This is a genomic window from Actinomadura napierensis, assembly GCF_039529375.1.
In the GTDB taxonomy this organism is placed as follows: domain Bacteria; phylum Actinomycetota; class Actinomycetes; order Streptosporangiales; family Streptosporangiaceae; genus Spirillospora; species Spirillospora napierensis.
The window spans coordinates 15,854-30,647 of record NZ_BAAAMR010000045.1 but is presented as its reverse complement, the minus strand read 5'-3'; the positions used below and the strand labels follow the sequence as shown (position 1 = coordinate 30,647).

The following is a 14,794-nucleotide window of genomic DNA, read 5'->3' as shown; positions in this document are numbered from 1 at the left end:
GAAGCGGTGGCCGCGGTCCCCCGTGACGTACGCGGTTCGCTCAGGCGTAGGAGTGCATGCCCGAGAACATGTAGTTGACGCCGAAGAAGTTGAACAGCAGGCAGCCGAAGCCGACCAGCGACAGGATCGCCGCCTTGCGGCCCTTCCAGCCGGCCGTCGCGCGCGCGTGCAGGTAGGCGGCGTAGACGATCCAGGTGACGAAGGACCAGACCTCCTTGGGGTCCCAGCCCCAGTAGCGGCCCCACGCCTGGTCGGCCCAGATGGCGCCCATGATGATGGCGGCCGTCCAGATCGGGAAGGCGAACATCGTCACCCGCATCGACAGCCGGTCGAGGTCCTCGGCGGACGGGATGCGCGACAGCACGCCGCCGCCGACCCCGGCCTCGCTCGTCTCCGCGCGGGACTTCAGCAGGTACAGGATCGTCGCGGCGCCCGCCACCGTGAACGAGCCGGTGGCGATGATCGCGGCGGTGACGTGGATCGCGATCCAGTAGGAGTTCAGCGCCGGGCTGACCGGGCCCGCCGAGTCGTACAGCCAGATGTTGTCGACGCCGAGCGCGATCACCACGGCGGCCATCACGAACGCGCCGAGGAAGCGCGCCTTGTACCGCAGCGCCACGACCATGAACGCGGTCACGGCGGCGAACGACAGCGCCGTCATGAACTCGTACATGTTGCCCCACGGCCAGCGGTGCACCGCCAGCCCGCGGGTCACCAGGATGCCGAGGTGCGACGCCCAGCCGAGCACGTTCAGCACGATCGCGAGGCGCGCCCAGTCGGTCCGGCTGCCCTGCGGCCCGTCCGCCTCGACGGCCTCCCCGGCGGCGGCTCCGCCGGGGAGGGCGTCCGCCACGGCCTCCTCCGCGCCGGCCGCGCCGACGAGGACCTTGGCCTCGGCCTTCTCGTCGGCGGCCACCGCCGCGGAGCGGCGCCCGAAGCCGAGATCGGCCGCGTAGGCGACCAGCGCGACGATGTACAGCACCACGGTGGTCAGCATGAGCTTGTCGCTCAGGTTCGCGAGGTCGGCGTTGCTCACCTCGGTCACTCCTTCGGTTCGGTTGCCGACCCGGAACCCCGATCGGCGCCGGGTTCCGCTTCGGACCCGTTCTGTTCTGGCTCGGTGCCGTCCCGCCCGGTGCCGCCGTCAGGCTGCGCGGCCTCGTCCGATGCGGTGTCCTGCTCGGCCTCGTCCTGCCGTGATCCGCTCTCGTCCCGCGCAGCGGCGCTCGCGCCGTCCGCGCCGTCCGGGCCGCGCAGGGCGGTCACGATCTCGTCGAACTCCGAGGTCGGGTTCCCGAGCGTGAGCCCGCCGACCTCCACCACCGTACGCCCGCCCTTCCGGGCGCTCGCACGGACCCACACCCTGCGCCGCCGGACGAGGAACGAGGTCGCCACGCCCAGCACCGCGAGCACCGCCGCGATCAGCGCGGGGATGCGCCCGGGGTCGTGGTTGACCGACAGGGTCGCGTACTCGGCCATCCCGTCGAAGGTGATCGAGCCCGCGTTCCCGGGGAGCCTGAACGTCTCCCCCGGCTCCAGCAGCTTCTCCCCGCCCTTGATCGGCTGGAGGGTCTTGCCGATGCCCTCCAGCTTGTACACCGACTGCGGGGTGCCGGAGTCCAGGCCGAGGTCGCCCTTGAACGACGAGAGGGTGATGACCGGGCGCAGCGCGCCGGGGAACGCCGAGACGATCTGCTTGCCGTCCGCGCTGGCGACCGCCGTCGGCCACAGGATCGCGTAGAAGGCGAGCTGGTCGGGCTCGGCGTCCGGGACCTTGATGACGCCCTCGGACGTCAGGTTGCGCGGCTCCATCGCCAGGAACGGGACGGTGTCCTGGAAGGCGACGTTCCCCTTCGCGTCCTTCACGGTGAACTTCGGCGCGTACCCGTGGCCGAGCAGGTACACCTTCGCGCCGCCGACCTTCAGCGGATGGTTGAGCCGCAGGTCGTACTTCTCGTCCTTGCCGGACGGCTGGTCCCGGTAGTGGATCCAGGCGTCGAACGCGGTGGCCTGCCCGCGCTTGTCGCCCTTCACCTCGTACTTCGCCTTGAAGTCGTCCAGGCTGACGGTGAACGGGGCGAGGTCGCCGTCGTCGAACAGCCGGCCCGGGGTGAACTCGTCGTACTGGCCGAGCGAGTTGGCGAACGTCTTGCCCTCGGTGATCAGCACGCTGCCGCGGTAGCCGAACAGGTTGCCCGCGCCGAGCGCGAAGAGCAGCCCGAGCAGCGCCAGGTGGAAGACCAGGTTGCCGGTCTCCCCCAGGTAGCCCTTCTCGGCGGCCGCGGCGCCGTCCGACACGTCCACCCGGAACCGCCGCCCGCGCAGCACCTTGCGCGCCTCGGCGAGGACGTCGTCCGGCGCGTCCCCGGTCTCGTACGTCACCGACTGCGGCAGCCGCTCCAGGTTGCGCGGCGCCGCCGGCGGACGGGCCCGCATCGACTGGAAGTGCTTGACCGCGCGCGGGACGACGCAGCCCGCCAGCGACACGAACAGCAGGATGTAGATCGCCGCGAACCACGGCGCGGCGAACACGTCGAACATCGACAGCTTGTCGAAGACCGGGCCGATCGTCTTGTGGTCGGCGAGGTACGCCTCGACCTTCTCCGGCGCCTGCCCGCGCTGCGGCAGCGCGGACCCGGGCACGGCGCCCAGCGCCACCAGGAACAGCAGGATCAGCGCCGTGCGCATGGTGGTGAGCTGCCGCCAGCCCCACCGCAGCCAGCCCAGCGGGCCGATGCCCCTCGGCCGCGGCACCTCCTCGGGGGCCTGCCGCGCGGCGGGCGCCTGCGTGCCCGTTTCGATGTCCTTGATGTCGCTCATATCAATGCCTCTGCCGATCCGTCGGCATCAGAGAACCGGCTCGAAGCCGCTGATCCACGACTTCAGCTCGATGTTCAGGTCGCCCCACAGGCCGCTCACCAGCAGCACCCCGATGAGGACGAGCATCCCCCCGCCGATCCGCATGACGAGCGGGTAGTGCCGCTTCACCGCCCCGAACGCGCCGAGCGCGCGGCGGTAGGCGACGGCCGTCACCACGAACGGCACGCCGAGGCCGACGCAGTACGCCAGCGACAGCAGCGCGCCGCGGGTGGCGCTCGCCTCGCTGATCGCCAGCGACTGCACGGCGCCGAGCGTCGGCCCGATGCAGGGCGTCCAGCCGAGCGCGAACAGGGCGCCGAGCAGCGGCGCCCCGGCGAGGCCCGCCGATGGCAGCCGGCCCGACTTCATCGTCCGCTGCAGCCCCGGGATCAGGCCCATGAACGCCAGCCCGAAGACGATCGTGACGGCGCCGAGCACCCGGGTGATCTGGTCCTGGTACTCCAGCAGCCACCGGCCGAGCCCGCCGAAGGCCACGCCGTAGCTGACGAACACCACGGTGAAACCGGCGACGAACAGCAGCACGCCGGACAGCAGCCGGCCGCGGCGCTGCTCGGCGAGGTCCGCGCCCGTCATGCCCGTCACGTACGACAGGTAGCCGGGGACGAGCGGCAGCACGCACGGCGACAGGAACGAGACGAGCCCGGCGAGCGCCGCCAGCGGCGCCGCCGCCGCCAGCGACCCGCTCGTCACCGTCTCGTCAACGTTCACCGTGCCGCGCTCATTTTTCCGCGAGCACCTTCGCGACCAGCGAGTTCAGCTTGGAGTAGGTGGTCGCGCCGATGACGCGCGCGGCGATCTTCCCCTGCCGGTCCAGGACGAGGGTGCTCGGGATCGCGCTCGGCGGCACCTCGCGGAACGCGAGCGTGACCTGGCCGTCCCCGTCGAACACGCTCGGGTAGGTGACCTTGAACTTGCGCTCGAACGCCTTGGCGTTGTCCTTGGAGTCCTTGAAGTTGACGCCGAGGAACTCCACGCCCTTGGCCTTGTTCGCGGTGTAGATCTGCTCCAGCGACGGCGCCTCGCCGCGGCAGGGCGCGCACCAGGACGCCCAGAAGTTGACGACCGCGACCTTGCCCTTGAGGGAGTCGAGCTTGAACGACTGCCCGTCGAGCGTCTGCCCGGTGACCTCTTGGAGGCTCTTGCGCTGCCCCGGCTGGTACTGGGTGACGTTGCCGTCGCCCGAGATGAAGCGGTTGTCGTTCCCGTCCGGTCCGCTCTTGGCGGAACCGGTTCCCGCGCAGCCGGCCAGCAGCCCGCAGAGCGCGACGGCAGCGGCGGCGGCGCGCGCGTGGGGGATTCGGGGGCTCAACGGGACCCTCCTACTACTACAGGACGTAGTACACAACTTAGCGGTGCCGTCAGGCACCCGCGACACTGGGGCCCTTCGCGATCCCGCCGGCGGGCTCCTGGTAGCCGACCTCGACGAGCCGGCTGCCCTCGAACGTGAGGCTGGTCACGCTGGCCAGCGCGCACTCCCGCCGGTTCGGGTGGTGCCAGAGCCGGCGGTGCTCGGCGTGCAGCCGCAGGATCCAGATCGGCAGCTGGTGGCTGACGCACACCGCCTCGTGGCCGCGCGCCGCCTCCCGCGCCCGGACGACCGCCGCGCGCATCCGCGCCGCCATCTGCCGGTACGGCTCGCCCCACGACGGCCGGAACGGGTTCACCAGGTAGCGCCAGTGCTCGGGCCGGCGCAGCGAACCGGGCCCCACCCCGAAGGTCAGCCCCTCGAAGTGGTTCTCGGCCTCGATCAGCCGATCGTCCACCGTGACGGGCAGGTCGAACGAGTCGGCCAGCGGCGCGGCGGTCTCCAGGGCCCGCTGCATCGGCGAGGAGAACAGCGCGGTGACGTCCCGGTCGGCGAACCACTTCGCGGCGGCCTTGGCCATGAGGACGCCGTCCTCGCTGAGCCGGTAGCCGGGCAGCCGCCCGTACAGGACGCCTTCGGGATTGTGCACCTCACCGTGCCGCAGCAGGTGAACGATCGTCGTGTCAGTCATGGCCCGATCAGGCTACCCGCGCCGCCCGTCCAGCTCGTCCACGGCCCGCTCCCCGGCGGACCGGACGTACGCGGTGATGCGTGCGGCGACCCGGTCCAGGTCCGGCTTGGTGATCTTCGTGCCGTTCGTCGCCTGGACGAACCAGTAGGTGAGCGCGGCGTCGCACATGTCGGACCGCGCGGCGGGCGCCAGGCAGGTGACGGGCGAAGGCAGCCCGTTGGACCCCATCGTGACGAGGGTCACCATCACGTAGGGCGACGGTGGCGGCGGCTCGGTCGGCTGCTCGGTCGCCAGCGCCAGCCGCAGCGCCGGCGCCCCCGTCGGGACGTCCTGCCGGTCGTGCACGGCGGACGTGCAGGGGCCGAAGTTCCGCTTCGCCTTCGCGGCCTCCGGGGAGTCCGGGAAGTACTTGCAGACCTGGTCGGCGATGTTGCCGATGGATCCCTGCCAGTTCTGCGTTATCCGGAGCTTCTTCGAGTCGCCGATCGTGGTGTATCCGGCGTTCGCGCCCATCGATCCGGAGCATCCGGTCGAGGCCGGGCCGATCAGGTGGCGGCCCTGGCCGAGGCTGTAGACGGCCGCGTCCTTCGGCAGCTTCACCTGCTCCGGGAGGCGGACCTGCGCGGGGCCGGGCGACGACGTGACCTTGTTGCCGAGCCCGTCGGTGACGGGGCAGTCCCGGACGGACGCGACGGCGGCGACGGGCCGGGTGACCGTGGGGCGCGGCGCCGGGTCGTCGCCGGTGAACTGCTGGACGGCGATGGCGCCGGCGCCGACGACCACGGCCGTTCCGGCGGCGGCCGTGGCGATGCCGCCCGCGCTGCCGAAGAACGCCTTGATCGCGCTCGCCCCGCCGGCCTTGGCGGCGGCGCTCTGGGCGACGGCCTGGCCGGCGGCGTGCACGGCGCCCTGCGCGGCGGCGGTGCCGGCCGCCGCGCCCAGGACGGCCCCGGCGGCGAGCGGGAGGAGGGCGGCGAGCGCGGCGACGGACGCGGCGAGCGCCCGGACGCCGCGCGACTCCCAGTCCGGCCCGTACGCCTCCGCGGCGGTCCGCTCCAGGTCGTCGACGAACGCGGCGGCGCTCGGCGGACGGTCGGCGGGGTCCTTCGCCATGCCCCGCGCGGCGAGGGCGCGCAGCGGCTCCGGGACGGCGTCGACCGGGACGGCACCGGCGAGGTGCGCCCGCATCAGCTCGGCGCGGTTCCCGGCGAACGGCCGGTGCCCGCTGACGCACTCGACGAACACGCAGGTCGCGGAGTACACGTCGGACGCGGGCGTGGCGGTGTGCCGGTCCCACTGCTCGGGCGCCATGTAGTACGGGGTTCCGGCGCCGCCGGCCTCCTGCCCGGCCGGGGCCGCGATGCCGAAGTCGACCAGCCGGCTGCGCCCGTCCGCCGGGACGACGACGTTCGCGGGCTTGTAGTCGCGGTGCACGACGCCGAGGGCGTGGGCGGCGGCGAGGCCCAGCAGCGAGCCCTTCAGCACCGACAGCGCCGCCTCGGGGCCGAGCGCCCCGTGCCGGACGAGGAGCTCCTTGAGGGAGACCCCGTCGACGGCCTCCATGATGATCGCGGCGCCGTCGGGGCCCTCCACGAGGCGGAAGAGGCGGGCGACGTGCGGGCTCTCGGCCTGCCCCAGCATCCGTGCCTCGTGGCGGAGCCGCTCCCGCTCGTCCTCGCTCGCGGACGCGTTGAGGTACTTGATCGCGACGGGGGTGCCGGACGGCTCGTGGCGGGCGAGCACGACGCGTCCCTGCGCGCCCGCGCCCAGCTCCCGCACCTCGGCGTATCCCTCGACCCGCCACCCGCTCATCGCGACCTCCTACCAAGATCGCGAAGAAGGTACCGAATCGCGCGCGGTGCGGCGAACCGTCCCGTATGAGGGTGAGGGTGGTCAGGCGGCCCGCTGCGCGGACTCGGGGACGCCGGCGCGCAGCGCGGTCACGGCGGCGCGGATCGCCGGGCGGCGCGCGGCCTCCTCCCGCCAGACCGCGTACACGCGGCGGGTCAGCGGCTCGGCGAGCGGGACGACCGCGACGTCCGGCGGCACGTCGCAGCGGCCGAGGCGGGGCAGGATCGCGTTGCCGAGCCCGCCGGCGACCAGCGCGAGCTGCGTCGCGAACTCGTAGGCCATGTGCTCGATGCGCGGCTCGCTGTCGATGGCGCGCAGGGTGCGCAGGAGCCAGTCGCAGCAGATGCTGTCGGGCACGGAGCTGATCCACGGGTCGCCGGCCAGCTCCTTCAGGTCGACGCTGGTGCGGCCGGCCAGCGGGTGCCCGGCGGGCAGCGCGACGTCGGCGACGTCCTCGCAGATGGCGCCCTTGTGCAGGCCCTCCGGGAGCGGGAGCGGCTCGTTGTTCCAGTCCTGCACGACGGCCATGTCGAGGTCGCCGCGCAGCACCAGCGGCATGCTGTGCAGGGGGTCCTCTTCGCGGACCAAGACGCGCAGGTCGGGATGCTCGGCGCGCAGCAGCCGCAGCGCCTGCGGCATCAGCCCGCGGGCGGCGGTGGGGAACGCGGCGAGCGTCAGCTGCCCGACGACCGACCCGCGGTGCGCCTCCAGGTCGGCCTGGGCCTGCTCGACCAGGGAGAGGATCTTCTCGGCGTGCCCGACCAGCAGCTCGGCGGCGTCGGTGAGCCGGACGCCGCGGCCGTTGCGCTCGAGCAGCTTCTGGCCGGTCTCCCGCTCCAGCTTGGCGAGCTGCTGGGAGACGGCGGAGGTGGTGACGTGCAGGACGTCGGCGGCGGCGCTGACCGAGCCGTAGGTGGCGACGGAGTGCAGGGCCCGCAGCCGTTCGAGATCGAGCATGTAGCAATTCTAAAGCGAGAAGTCGACAGATTCTAGCTTGTCCTAAAATAAGCGGCAGGCGACGATCGGGGCATGAGACCGCGCCACGTCCTGCTGGCCACCCTGATCGCCGCGATCTGGGGATTCAACTTCGTGCCGATCAAGGTGGCGCTGGAGGACTTCCCGCCGCTGCTGCTCGCCGCGCTGCGGTTCACCGCCGCCGCGCTGCCCGCGGTCTTCTTCGTCCGCCGCCCGCCGGTCGCGCTCCGCTGGCTGTGGCTGGTCGGGATCCCGCTGGGCGTCGGGCAGTTCGCGCTGCTGTTCATCGGCATGCGGCTCGGGATGCCCGCCGGGCTGTCGTCGGTGGTGCTCCAGGTCCAGGCGATCTTCACCGCGCTGTTCGCCGGGGTGCTGCTGCGCGAGCGGCTCGACGCCCGGCAGATCGCCGGAATGGCGGTCGCGTTCGCCGGCGTCACCTTGCTGGGGGTGGCACAGGCGGAGGGCGGGAGCCCGGTCGGCGCGTTCCTGCTGTGCCTCGGCGCGGCGGCGAGCTGGGGGCTCGCGAACGTCGCGATGCGGCGGATGAACCAGACCGCGGCCGAGCCCGTCGACGCGTTCGGCTTCATGGTGTGGATGTCGCTCGTCCCGCCCGTCCCGCTGTTCGCCCTCTCGCTGATCTTCGAGGGGCCGGGGGCGGTGCCGGACGCGGCGCACCACCTGTCCGTCGCCGGAGTGGGCTCGCTGGCGTTCATCGCCTACGCGTCCACGCTCGTCGGGTTCGGCGTGTGGGGCTGGCTGATGCGGCGCTACGAGGCCAGCACGGTCGCCATGTACTCGCTGCTCGTCCCGCCGTTCGGCCTCCTGTCGGCCGCGCTGGTCCTCGGCGAGCACGTGGACGGGACGCGCCTCGCCGGGGCCGCGCTCATCATCTTCGGGGTCGCGGCGGGCAGCGTGCGGCTGCCGTCCCGCGCGTCCCGCACGCCCATCCAGGTGGCTCCTCCGGCGGAGCCCGTCCAGACGAGGTGACACCCATGCACGGAATCAACGCGGCCCTGGTGACCCCGTTCACCCGCTCCGGCGAGGTGGACGCCAAGTCCCTCGAACGGCTCGCCGCCCACTGCCTCGGCCACGGCGCCGCCGGGCTCGTCGCGCTCGGCACCACCGGCGAGGCCGCGCTGCTGACCGCCGAGGAGCGGCGGACGGTCCTGGAGGTGTGCCGCGCCGTCTCGATCGAGCACGGGACGCCGCTGATCGTCGGCGCCGGGACGATGGGCACCGCGGACACGATCCGCGAGGCCCGCGAGCACGCCGTCTACGCCGACGCGCTGCTCGTGGTCGTCCCGTACTACCTGCGGCCGTCCGACGACGGCGTCATCGACCACTTCGCGGCGGTCGGCGCCGCCGTGGACGTCCCGCTGATCGCCTACAACGTCCCGTACCGGACGGGGAAGCCGCTGCCCGGGGAGACGCTCGTCCGGCTCCTCGGGCTCGACTGCGTCGCGGGGATCAAGCACTGTGCGGGCGCCATCGACCAGGACACCCTGGAGATGCTGGCCGCGGAGCCGGGCAAGGCGGTCCTGTGCGGCGACGACGCCTACATCTACCCGATGCTGCAGCTCGGCGCGTCCGGTGGCGTCGCCGCGTCCGCGTGCCTGGCCCCGCAGCCCTACGCGGCGATGGCGGAAGCGGCCCGGAACGGCAACGCCGCGCGCGGGCTGGCGCTGCACAACGCGCTCTTCCCGCTGGCGCGGGCGCTGTTCAGCGAGCCGTCCCCGTCCGTGCTGAAGGCGTGCCTGGCCGACATCGGCCTGATCGACGACCCCGCAGTCCGCGCCCCCCTGCACGCACCCCGCCCCGAGTCGGTCGCCGCAGCGCTGCGCGCCTTCCGCGCCCTCACCCTCTGAACGCGTTCACTTGCGGCGAGTCGTCGTTATGGGGCCCGCCATAACGACGACTCGCCGCAACTCAACGAAGGGTCAGGACGCGGCGGCGGCGCGGGCGGCGTGCGGGAGGACGTCCAGGATCCGGCCGATCGCCTCGTCGTCGTGGGCGGCCGACAGGAACCACACCTCGTACGCCGACGCCGGCAGGTGGACGCCGCGGTCGAGCGCGGCGTGGAAGAACGCCCCGTACGCCTTGACGTTCTGGCGCTGCGCGGCGGCGAAGTCGCCGACCGCCCCGTCGGTGAAGAAGATCGAGAACAGGTTGCCGGCGTTCTGCAGCGAGTGCGGGACGCCCTCCTTCGCCAGCGCCTCCGACGCGGCCCGCGACACGGTCCCGGCGGCCCGGTCGATCGCCGCGTACACCTCGTCGGTCGCGCCGCGCAGCGTCGCCAGCCCGGCGGCCGTCGCGAGCGGGTTCCCCGACAGGGTGCCCGCCTGGTAGACGGGTCCGGCGGGCGCGAGCCGGTCCATGACCTCGGCGCGACCGCCGAACGCGGCGGCGGGCAGCCCGCCGCCCATCACCTTGCCGAACGTCACCAGGTCGGCGGCGACGCCCTCGATCCCGAACCAGCCGGACCGCGACGCCCGGAACCCGGTGAGCACCTCGTCCAGCACCAGGAGCGCCCCGTAGCGCTCGCACAGCCGCTTCAGCAGCGCGTTGAAGCCGTTCAGCGGCGGCACGACGCCCATGTTGCACGGCACCGCCTCGGCGATCACGCAGGCGATCTCGTGGCCGTGCTCGTCGAACGCCAGTTCCACGGCCGCGACGTCGTTGTAGGGCAGCACGATCGTGTCCGCGGTCGTCGCGCCGGTCACGCCCGGGGTGTCGGGCAGCGCGAACGTCGCCACGCCCGACCCGGCCGCCGCCAGCAGCGAGTCGACGTGCCCGTGGTAGCAGCCCGCGAACTTCACGATCTTCGGGCGGGAGGTGAAGCCGCGCGCCAGCCGGATCGCCGACATCGTCGCCTCGGTCCCCGAGTTGACCAGCCGGACCTTCTCCACCGGCGTCCGCGCCACGATCTCCTCGGCCAGCTCGACCTCGCCGGGCGTCGGCGCCCCGTACGACGTCCCGCGCCCCGCCGCCTCGCGCACCGCCGCCACCACGTCCGGGTGCGCGTGCCCGAGGATCAGCGGGCCCCACGAGCACACCAGGTCGACGTACTCGTTGCCGTCCACGTCGGTCAGGTAGGGGCCGCGCGCCGACGCGATGAAGCGGGGCGTCCCGCCGACCGCCCCGAAGGCGCGGACCGGCGAGTTCACGCCGCCGGGGACGAGCCCCTCGGCACGCTCGAACAACTGCTGGGAGCGATCGGTTCCAGTCACGTTTCCAGTCTCTCAGTTGCAGTTCGGCGACTGCGCTTGACCTCGCCGGGTACGGGCCGATATTCCACCAAGTACGACATCGGCGCCCGGTCGGGAGGCGCCCGTTATCTTCACCGGCGTCCGCCGTATCGGAGGGATGGCTTTCAACGTGGCTGACGGCTGGACGGTCCCGGGCTTCACCCATGAGCGGGAACTGGGCGACGGCGCCGCGGGCCGGATGGTGCTGGCGGTCGACGACATGACCAGCACGAAGGTCGCGATCAAGTACCTCGCCGGCGGGCTGCGCGCCGACGAGGCCTTCATGGCGCGCTTCCGCGCGTCCGCGCGCACGCTGTCCCAGCTGGAGGACCCGAACGTCGCCGACTTCTACGACTTCGTGGAGGCCCCCGAGGGCGCCGCGGTCGTCATGCAGTACGTCGACGGCGTCGGGCTGCGCCGGGTGCTGGCCGCGCAGGGCCCCACCGGCCCCCTGGCGGCCCTGTCGCTGCTCGGCGGGACGCTGCTCGGGCTGGCCGCCGCGCACGCCCTCGACGTCGTGCACGGCGCCGTCCGCCCGTCCGCCGTCCTGGTGGACGCGGAGGGCAACGCCCGGCTCACCGACTTCGCGACGGCCCCGGCGGGCACCGAGGCGCAGCTCGCCCCCGCCTACGCCGCGCCCGAGCTGTGGGACGGGGCGCCCGCGACCGTCGCGACCGATCTGTACGCGGCCACCGCGATCTTCTTCGAGTGCCTCACCGGGCACCCGCCGTTCGCGGGACGCAACATGGCGCGGCTGCACCGCGAGGCCCCGATCCCCGCCGAGGAGGTCCCCGGGCCGCTGCGGCAGCTGATCGACCAGGGCCTCGCCAAGGACCCGGACCAGCGTCCGAAGTCCGCCGCGGACTACCTCGGCGCCGTCGAGGACGCGGCCGTCTCGGCGTACGGGCCGTCCTGGGAGGCGCAGGGCCGGGGCCGGCTCACCGAGCTGGCGGCGCAGGCCGCGCTGCAGCCCGAGCCGCCCAAGCCCAAGCCGTCCCGCAGCAGCGGCCGCCACCAGGTCATCGCCACGGGGCAGCAGCCGGCGCGCGGCTCCGGTTCGCGGTGGATCGCCGCCGGCGTCGCCGCGGTGGTCGTCGCGGGCGCGGTCGCGGGCGGCGTCGTCTTCATGAACTCCGGCGGCGACGACAACCCGCCGCCGACCCCGTCGCCCGCGCAGAGCAGCACGCCCCAGCCGTCCCTGCCGCCCGGCGGCGTCGACCCGGCGCCGCTCGCCGCGCGCATCACCCAGGCGGCGAACGAGGCGCCCGGCGCCCGGTTCAGCTACCGCCGGACGGGCTGCTGCGGCGCGCCCTCCGCGGCGCAGGGCGACTTCGGGCTGGTCAAGGGCACCGAGCCGGCCTACGCCATGAGGATGTGGGGCACCGGCAAGACCCGCAAGCGGGTGCAGGCCGTGGTCGTCGGCGACCGGGTGTACGTGCGGGCGGGCAAGAAGTGGCGGCCCGCGCCGGTCGGCGCCCGCGGCTACCCGGCGCTGGCCGAGCAGGTGCGGCGCGGCAGCTCGGTGTCCGCGGTGACGTCGCTGCTGGAGGCGTCCGGGCCGCTGAGCAAGGCGGGCGGGGTGTACAAGGGCGAGGCGCCGGTCGCGAAGCTCGCGCAGCGGCCCGGGTCGGGCGCGCTGTACGCGGAGATGGCGCGCGCCACCGGCGTGCAGCAGATCAGCTTCGCGGTCAAGCTGGACGGCTCCTACCGCCCGGTCAAGCTCTGGCTGCGGGCCGGACCGGCGAAGGGCCGCAACCAGATCATCACGACGTCCTACTCCGGCTGGGGCCGCAAGGCGATCAAGGCCCCGCGCTGACCGTCCGCCGCCGGTGCCGCGCCGAGCGCGCGGCCGGCGGCGCGGCACTGAGCGCGGCCGGCGGCGCGGCCGTCAGTCGCAGCTGTCGGCGAGGACTTCCAGGAGCCGCAGCGGGTCGGGCAGCGGCTCGCCCTGCGGCGGCCGCAGCCATCCGGTCTCCTTGCCGGACGCCGGTACCGACGGCGGGGCGACCACGTAGCTGTCGCGGCAGTGCCACCGCATCCCGGGCGTCTCGGTCACGGTCTCCGGCGAGGTGTCGAGGTGGCACGACCACCACTCGTCCTCGTCGGCGGGGGCGCCGCGGGTCGCGACGAAGAACAGGTGCCGCTCGTCCCCCAGGTTCGCGACGGGCCCGACGGGCAGGCCCTCGCGGCCGATCCGGTCGAGCGCCGCGGCGCCCGCGGCGGCCGGGACGTCGAACACGTCGAAGACCCGGCCGGTCGGCAGGATGATGTTGGCCTCCGGGCGCTCCGCCCACCAGCGCCGGATCCGGTCCGGGTCGACGGAGGCCTGGTGCGCCCACGCCGCCGACACCGGATGCGCCGCCGGGTCGGGACAGCCCATCCGGTCGCACGAGCAGGACCGGTCGCCGGCGGCCGGCGGATGCGCCCCCGGAAAGCAGGGCCAGCCCATCGCGGCGTATTCCAGGGCGGCCGCGGCCATCCGGTCCCGCGCCGCCCGTTGCCGCCTGTTCCCCGAGACCGCCAGCATCTCCGCCCCCCAATACCCAAGGTCGAACGTGGGTTCTTGATAGACGATGATGCCCGCGCCCCCGCACGTCAGACACGGCGCCCCCGCCAAAACGGCCCCAAGTGACTACGTCCCCATGATCACTCTGTTGCCCCAGGGGGGCGACCCCCTGGAACCCCTGTCACGACGGACGAGGCGTTTCCCGCTCCGCTGGCGCTCCGCGCGAACACCTCGTCCGTCGGCGGGCATGCCCGCTGCGCTCGCCAGGGCTCGCTCCGCGTACCTGCCCGTGACCGGTGCCGGCGGGGCCGGGGCGGGGGTCAGCGGAGCTTCTTGGCGACCTCCGTGGCCCAGTAGGTGAGGGTGATGTCGGCGCCGGCGCGGCGGATCGACAGCAGCGACTCCATGATCGTGCGGTCGCGGTCGATCCAGCCCTTCTCGGCGGCGGCCTCGATCATCGCGTACTCGCCGCTGACCTGGTAGGCGACGACCGGGACGTCCACGGCGTCGCGGACGCGGCGGACGATGTCGAGGTAGGCGCCCGCGGGCTTCACCATCACCATGTCGGCGCCCTCGTCGAGGTCGAGGAAGACCTCGCGGAGCGACTCGTCGGCGTTGGCCGGGTCCTGCTGATGGGTGGAGCGGTCGCCGAACTGGGGGGCGCACTCGGCGGCGTCGCGGAACGGGCCGTAGTAGGCGGAGGAGTACTTCACCGAGTACCCCATGATCGCGATGTCGCTGTAGCCGGCCTGGTCGAGGGCCTCGCGGATCACGCCGACCTGGCCGTCCATCATCCCGGACGGGCCGAGCACCTGGGACCCGGCGGCGGCCTGCGCGACGGCGATGGACGCGTACCGCTCCAGCGTCGCGTCGTTGTCGATCTCGCCGCCGGCGGTGAGGATGCCGCAGTGCCCGTGGTCGGTGTACTCGTCCAGGCACAGGTCCGTCATGACCACGGTGGCGTCGCCGAGGTCGGACGCCAGGTCGCGCAGGGCCAGCTGGACGATCCCGGCGGGGTCGTCGGCGGCCGAGCCGGTGCCGTCCTTCACCGCGGGGATCCCGAACAGGATGAGCCCGCCGACGCCGGCCTCGGCGGCCTCGTGCGCGGCCTTGCGCAGGCTGTCGCGGGTGTGCTGCACGACGCCCGGCATGGAGGCGACCGGCTGCGGCTCGGTGATGCCCTCCTTGACGAACATCGGCAGCACCAGATCGGCGGGGGCGAGCCGGGTCTCGGCGACCATCCGGCGCAGCGCGGGCGTGCGCCGCAGCCGCCGCGGCCGCGCGACGGGGAACTGAGCAGACATGATCCTTCTTTCCCGGTGCCCGGCGCGCCGGGCACC

Annotated in this window: 13 protein-coding genes; 3 read left to right on the top strand and 10 right to left on the bottom strand. The window is 73.5% G+C overall.

What is annotated here, in order from left to right:
- Positions 1–40: 40 nt before the first annotated feature.
- The 7 genes from ccsB to ABD296_RS24325 form a co-directional block, all read right to left on the bottom strand.
- Positions 41–1,036, bottom strand: a complete 996-nt coding sequence (gene ccsB, locus ABD296_RS24355) for a c-type cytochrome biogenesis protein CcsB (RefSeq protein ID WP_344271301.1) — start codon at positions 1,034–1,036, stop codon at positions 41–43.
- A gap of 5 nt (positions 1,037–1,041) precedes the next feature.
- Entirely contained in the window at positions 1,042–2,820 is a 1,779-nt protein-coding gene (gene resB / locus ABD296_RS24350) for a cytochrome c biogenesis protein ResB (protein ID WP_344271298.1), read from the bottom strand.
- Positions 2,821–2,847: 27 nt separating this feature from the next.
- A complete protein-coding gene (locus ABD296_RS24345) occupies positions 2,848–3,588 on the bottom strand; it encodes a cytochrome c biogenesis CcdA family protein (protein WP_344271295.1) in 741 nt (246 codons plus the stop codon).
- 10 nt (positions 3,589–3,598) lie between these two features.
- A complete protein-coding gene (locus ABD296_RS24340; protein ID WP_344271291.1) occupies positions 3,599–4,189 on the bottom strand; it encodes a TlpA family protein disulfide reductase in 591 nt (196 codons plus the stop codon).
- 49 nt (positions 4,190–4,238) lie between these two features.
- Positions 4,239–4,877 (bottom strand): histidine phosphatase family protein, encoded by a 639-nt coding sequence (locus tag ABD296_RS24335; protein WP_344271288.1) that lies wholly within the window; start codon positions 4,875–4,877, stop codon positions 4,239–4,241.
- A gap of 12 nt (positions 4,878–4,889) precedes the next feature.
- Positions 4,890–6,689 carry a serine/threonine-protein kinase gene (locus tag ABD296_RS24330; RefSeq protein WP_344271285.1) on the bottom strand — a complete coding sequence of 600 codons (1,800 nt, stop codon included), beginning with the start codon at positions 6,687–6,689 and terminating at the stop codon, positions 4,890–4,892.
- Between the two features lie 81 nt (positions 6,690–6,770).
- Positions 6,771–7,685 carry a LysR family transcriptional regulator gene (locus tag ABD296_RS24325; RefSeq protein WP_344271282.1) on the bottom strand — a complete coding sequence of 305 codons (915 nt, stop codon included), beginning with the start codon at positions 7,683–7,685 and terminating at the stop codon, positions 6,771–6,773.
- A 72-nt stretch (positions 7,686–7,757) separates the two neighbouring features.
- On the opposite strand from ABD296_RS24325, the gene ABD296_RS24320 reads away from it, so the two are divergent.
- Together ABD296_RS24320 and ABD296_RS24315 are read left to right on the top strand one after the other, a co-directional pair.
- A complete protein-coding gene (locus tag ABD296_RS24320) occupies positions 7,758–8,690 on the top strand; it encodes an EamA family transporter (protein ID WP_344271279.1) in 933 nt (310 codons plus the stop codon).
- A 5-nt stretch (positions 8,691–8,695) separates the two neighbouring features.
- On the top strand, positions 8,696–9,568 hold the full coding sequence (locus tag ABD296_RS24315) for a 4-hydroxy-tetrahydrodipicolinate synthase family protein (protein WP_344271276.1): 873 nt from the start codon (positions 8,696–8,698) through the stop codon (positions 9,566–9,568).
- 72 nt (positions 9,569–9,640) lie between these two features.
- Here ABD296_RS24315 and hemL read toward each other — a convergent pair whose 3' ends face one another.
- Entirely contained in the window at positions 9,641–10,930 is a 1,290-nt protein-coding gene (hemL, locus tag ABD296_RS24310; protein ID WP_344271273.1) for a glutamate-1-semialdehyde 2,1-aminomutase, read from the bottom strand.
- 136 nt (positions 10,931–11,066) lie between these two features.
- On the opposite strand from hemL, the gene ABD296_RS24305 reads away from it, so the two are divergent.
- The gene (locus ABD296_RS24305; RefSeq protein WP_344271270.1) at positions 11,067–12,764 is read left to right on the top strand and encodes a serine/threonine-protein kinase; all 1,698 of its coding nucleotides are present in this window, start codon (positions 11,067–11,069) and stop codon (positions 12,762–12,764) included.
- A 72-nt stretch (positions 12,765–12,836) separates the two neighbouring features.
- On the opposite strand, the gene ABD296_RS24300 is transcribed toward ABD296_RS24305, so the two are convergent.
- Entirely contained in the window at positions 12,837–13,475 is a 639-nt protein-coding gene (locus ABD296_RS24300; protein ID WP_344271267.1) for a bifunctional DNA primase/polymerase, read from the bottom strand.
- 299 nt (positions 13,476–13,774) lie between these two features.
- On the bottom strand, positions 13,775–14,758 hold the full coding sequence (hemB, locus tag ABD296_RS24295) for a porphobilinogen synthase (protein WP_344271265.1): 984 nt from the start codon (positions 14,756–14,758) through the stop codon (positions 13,775–13,777).
- Positions 14,759–14,794: the final 36 nt, after the last annotated feature.

Excerpts from the sequence above, each read along its gene's own strand:
- resB (WP_344271298.1), bottom strand. The coding sequence starts at position 2,820 with ATGAGCGACATCAAGGACATCGAAACGGGCACGCAGGCGCCCGCCGCG.
- ABD296_RS24335 (WP_344271288.1), bottom strand. The coding sequence starts at position 4,877 with ATGACTGACACGACGATCGTTCACCTGCTGCGGCACGGTGAGGTGCAC.
- ABD296_RS24330 (WP_344271285.1), bottom strand. The coding sequence starts at position 6,689 with ATGAGCGGGTGGCGGGTCGAGGGATACGCCGAGGTGCGGGAGCTGGGC.
- ABD296_RS24325 (WP_344271282.1), bottom strand. The coding sequence starts at position 7,685 with ATGCTCGATCTCGAACGGCTGCGGGCCCTGCACTCCGTCGCCACCTAC.
- ABD296_RS24320 (WP_344271279.1), top strand. The coding sequence starts at position 7,758 with ATGAGACCGCGCCACGTCCTGCTGGCCACCCTGATCGCCGCGATCTGG.
- ABD296_RS24315 (WP_344271276.1), top strand. The coding sequence starts at position 8,696 with ATGCACGGAATCAACGCGGCCCTGGTGACCCCGTTCACCCGCTCCGGC.
- ABD296_RS24305 (WP_344271270.1), top strand. The coding sequence starts at position 11,067 with ATGGCTTTCAACGTGGCTGACGGCTGGACGGTCCCGGGCTTCACCCAT.
- ABD296_RS24300 (WP_344271267.1), bottom strand. The coding sequence starts at position 13,475 with ATGCTGGCGGTCTCGGGGAACAGGCGGCAACGGGCGGCGCGGGACCGG.
- hemB (WP_344271265.1), bottom strand. The coding sequence starts at position 14,758 with ATGTCTGCTCAGTTCCCCGTCGCGCGGCCGCGGCGGCTGCGGCGCACG.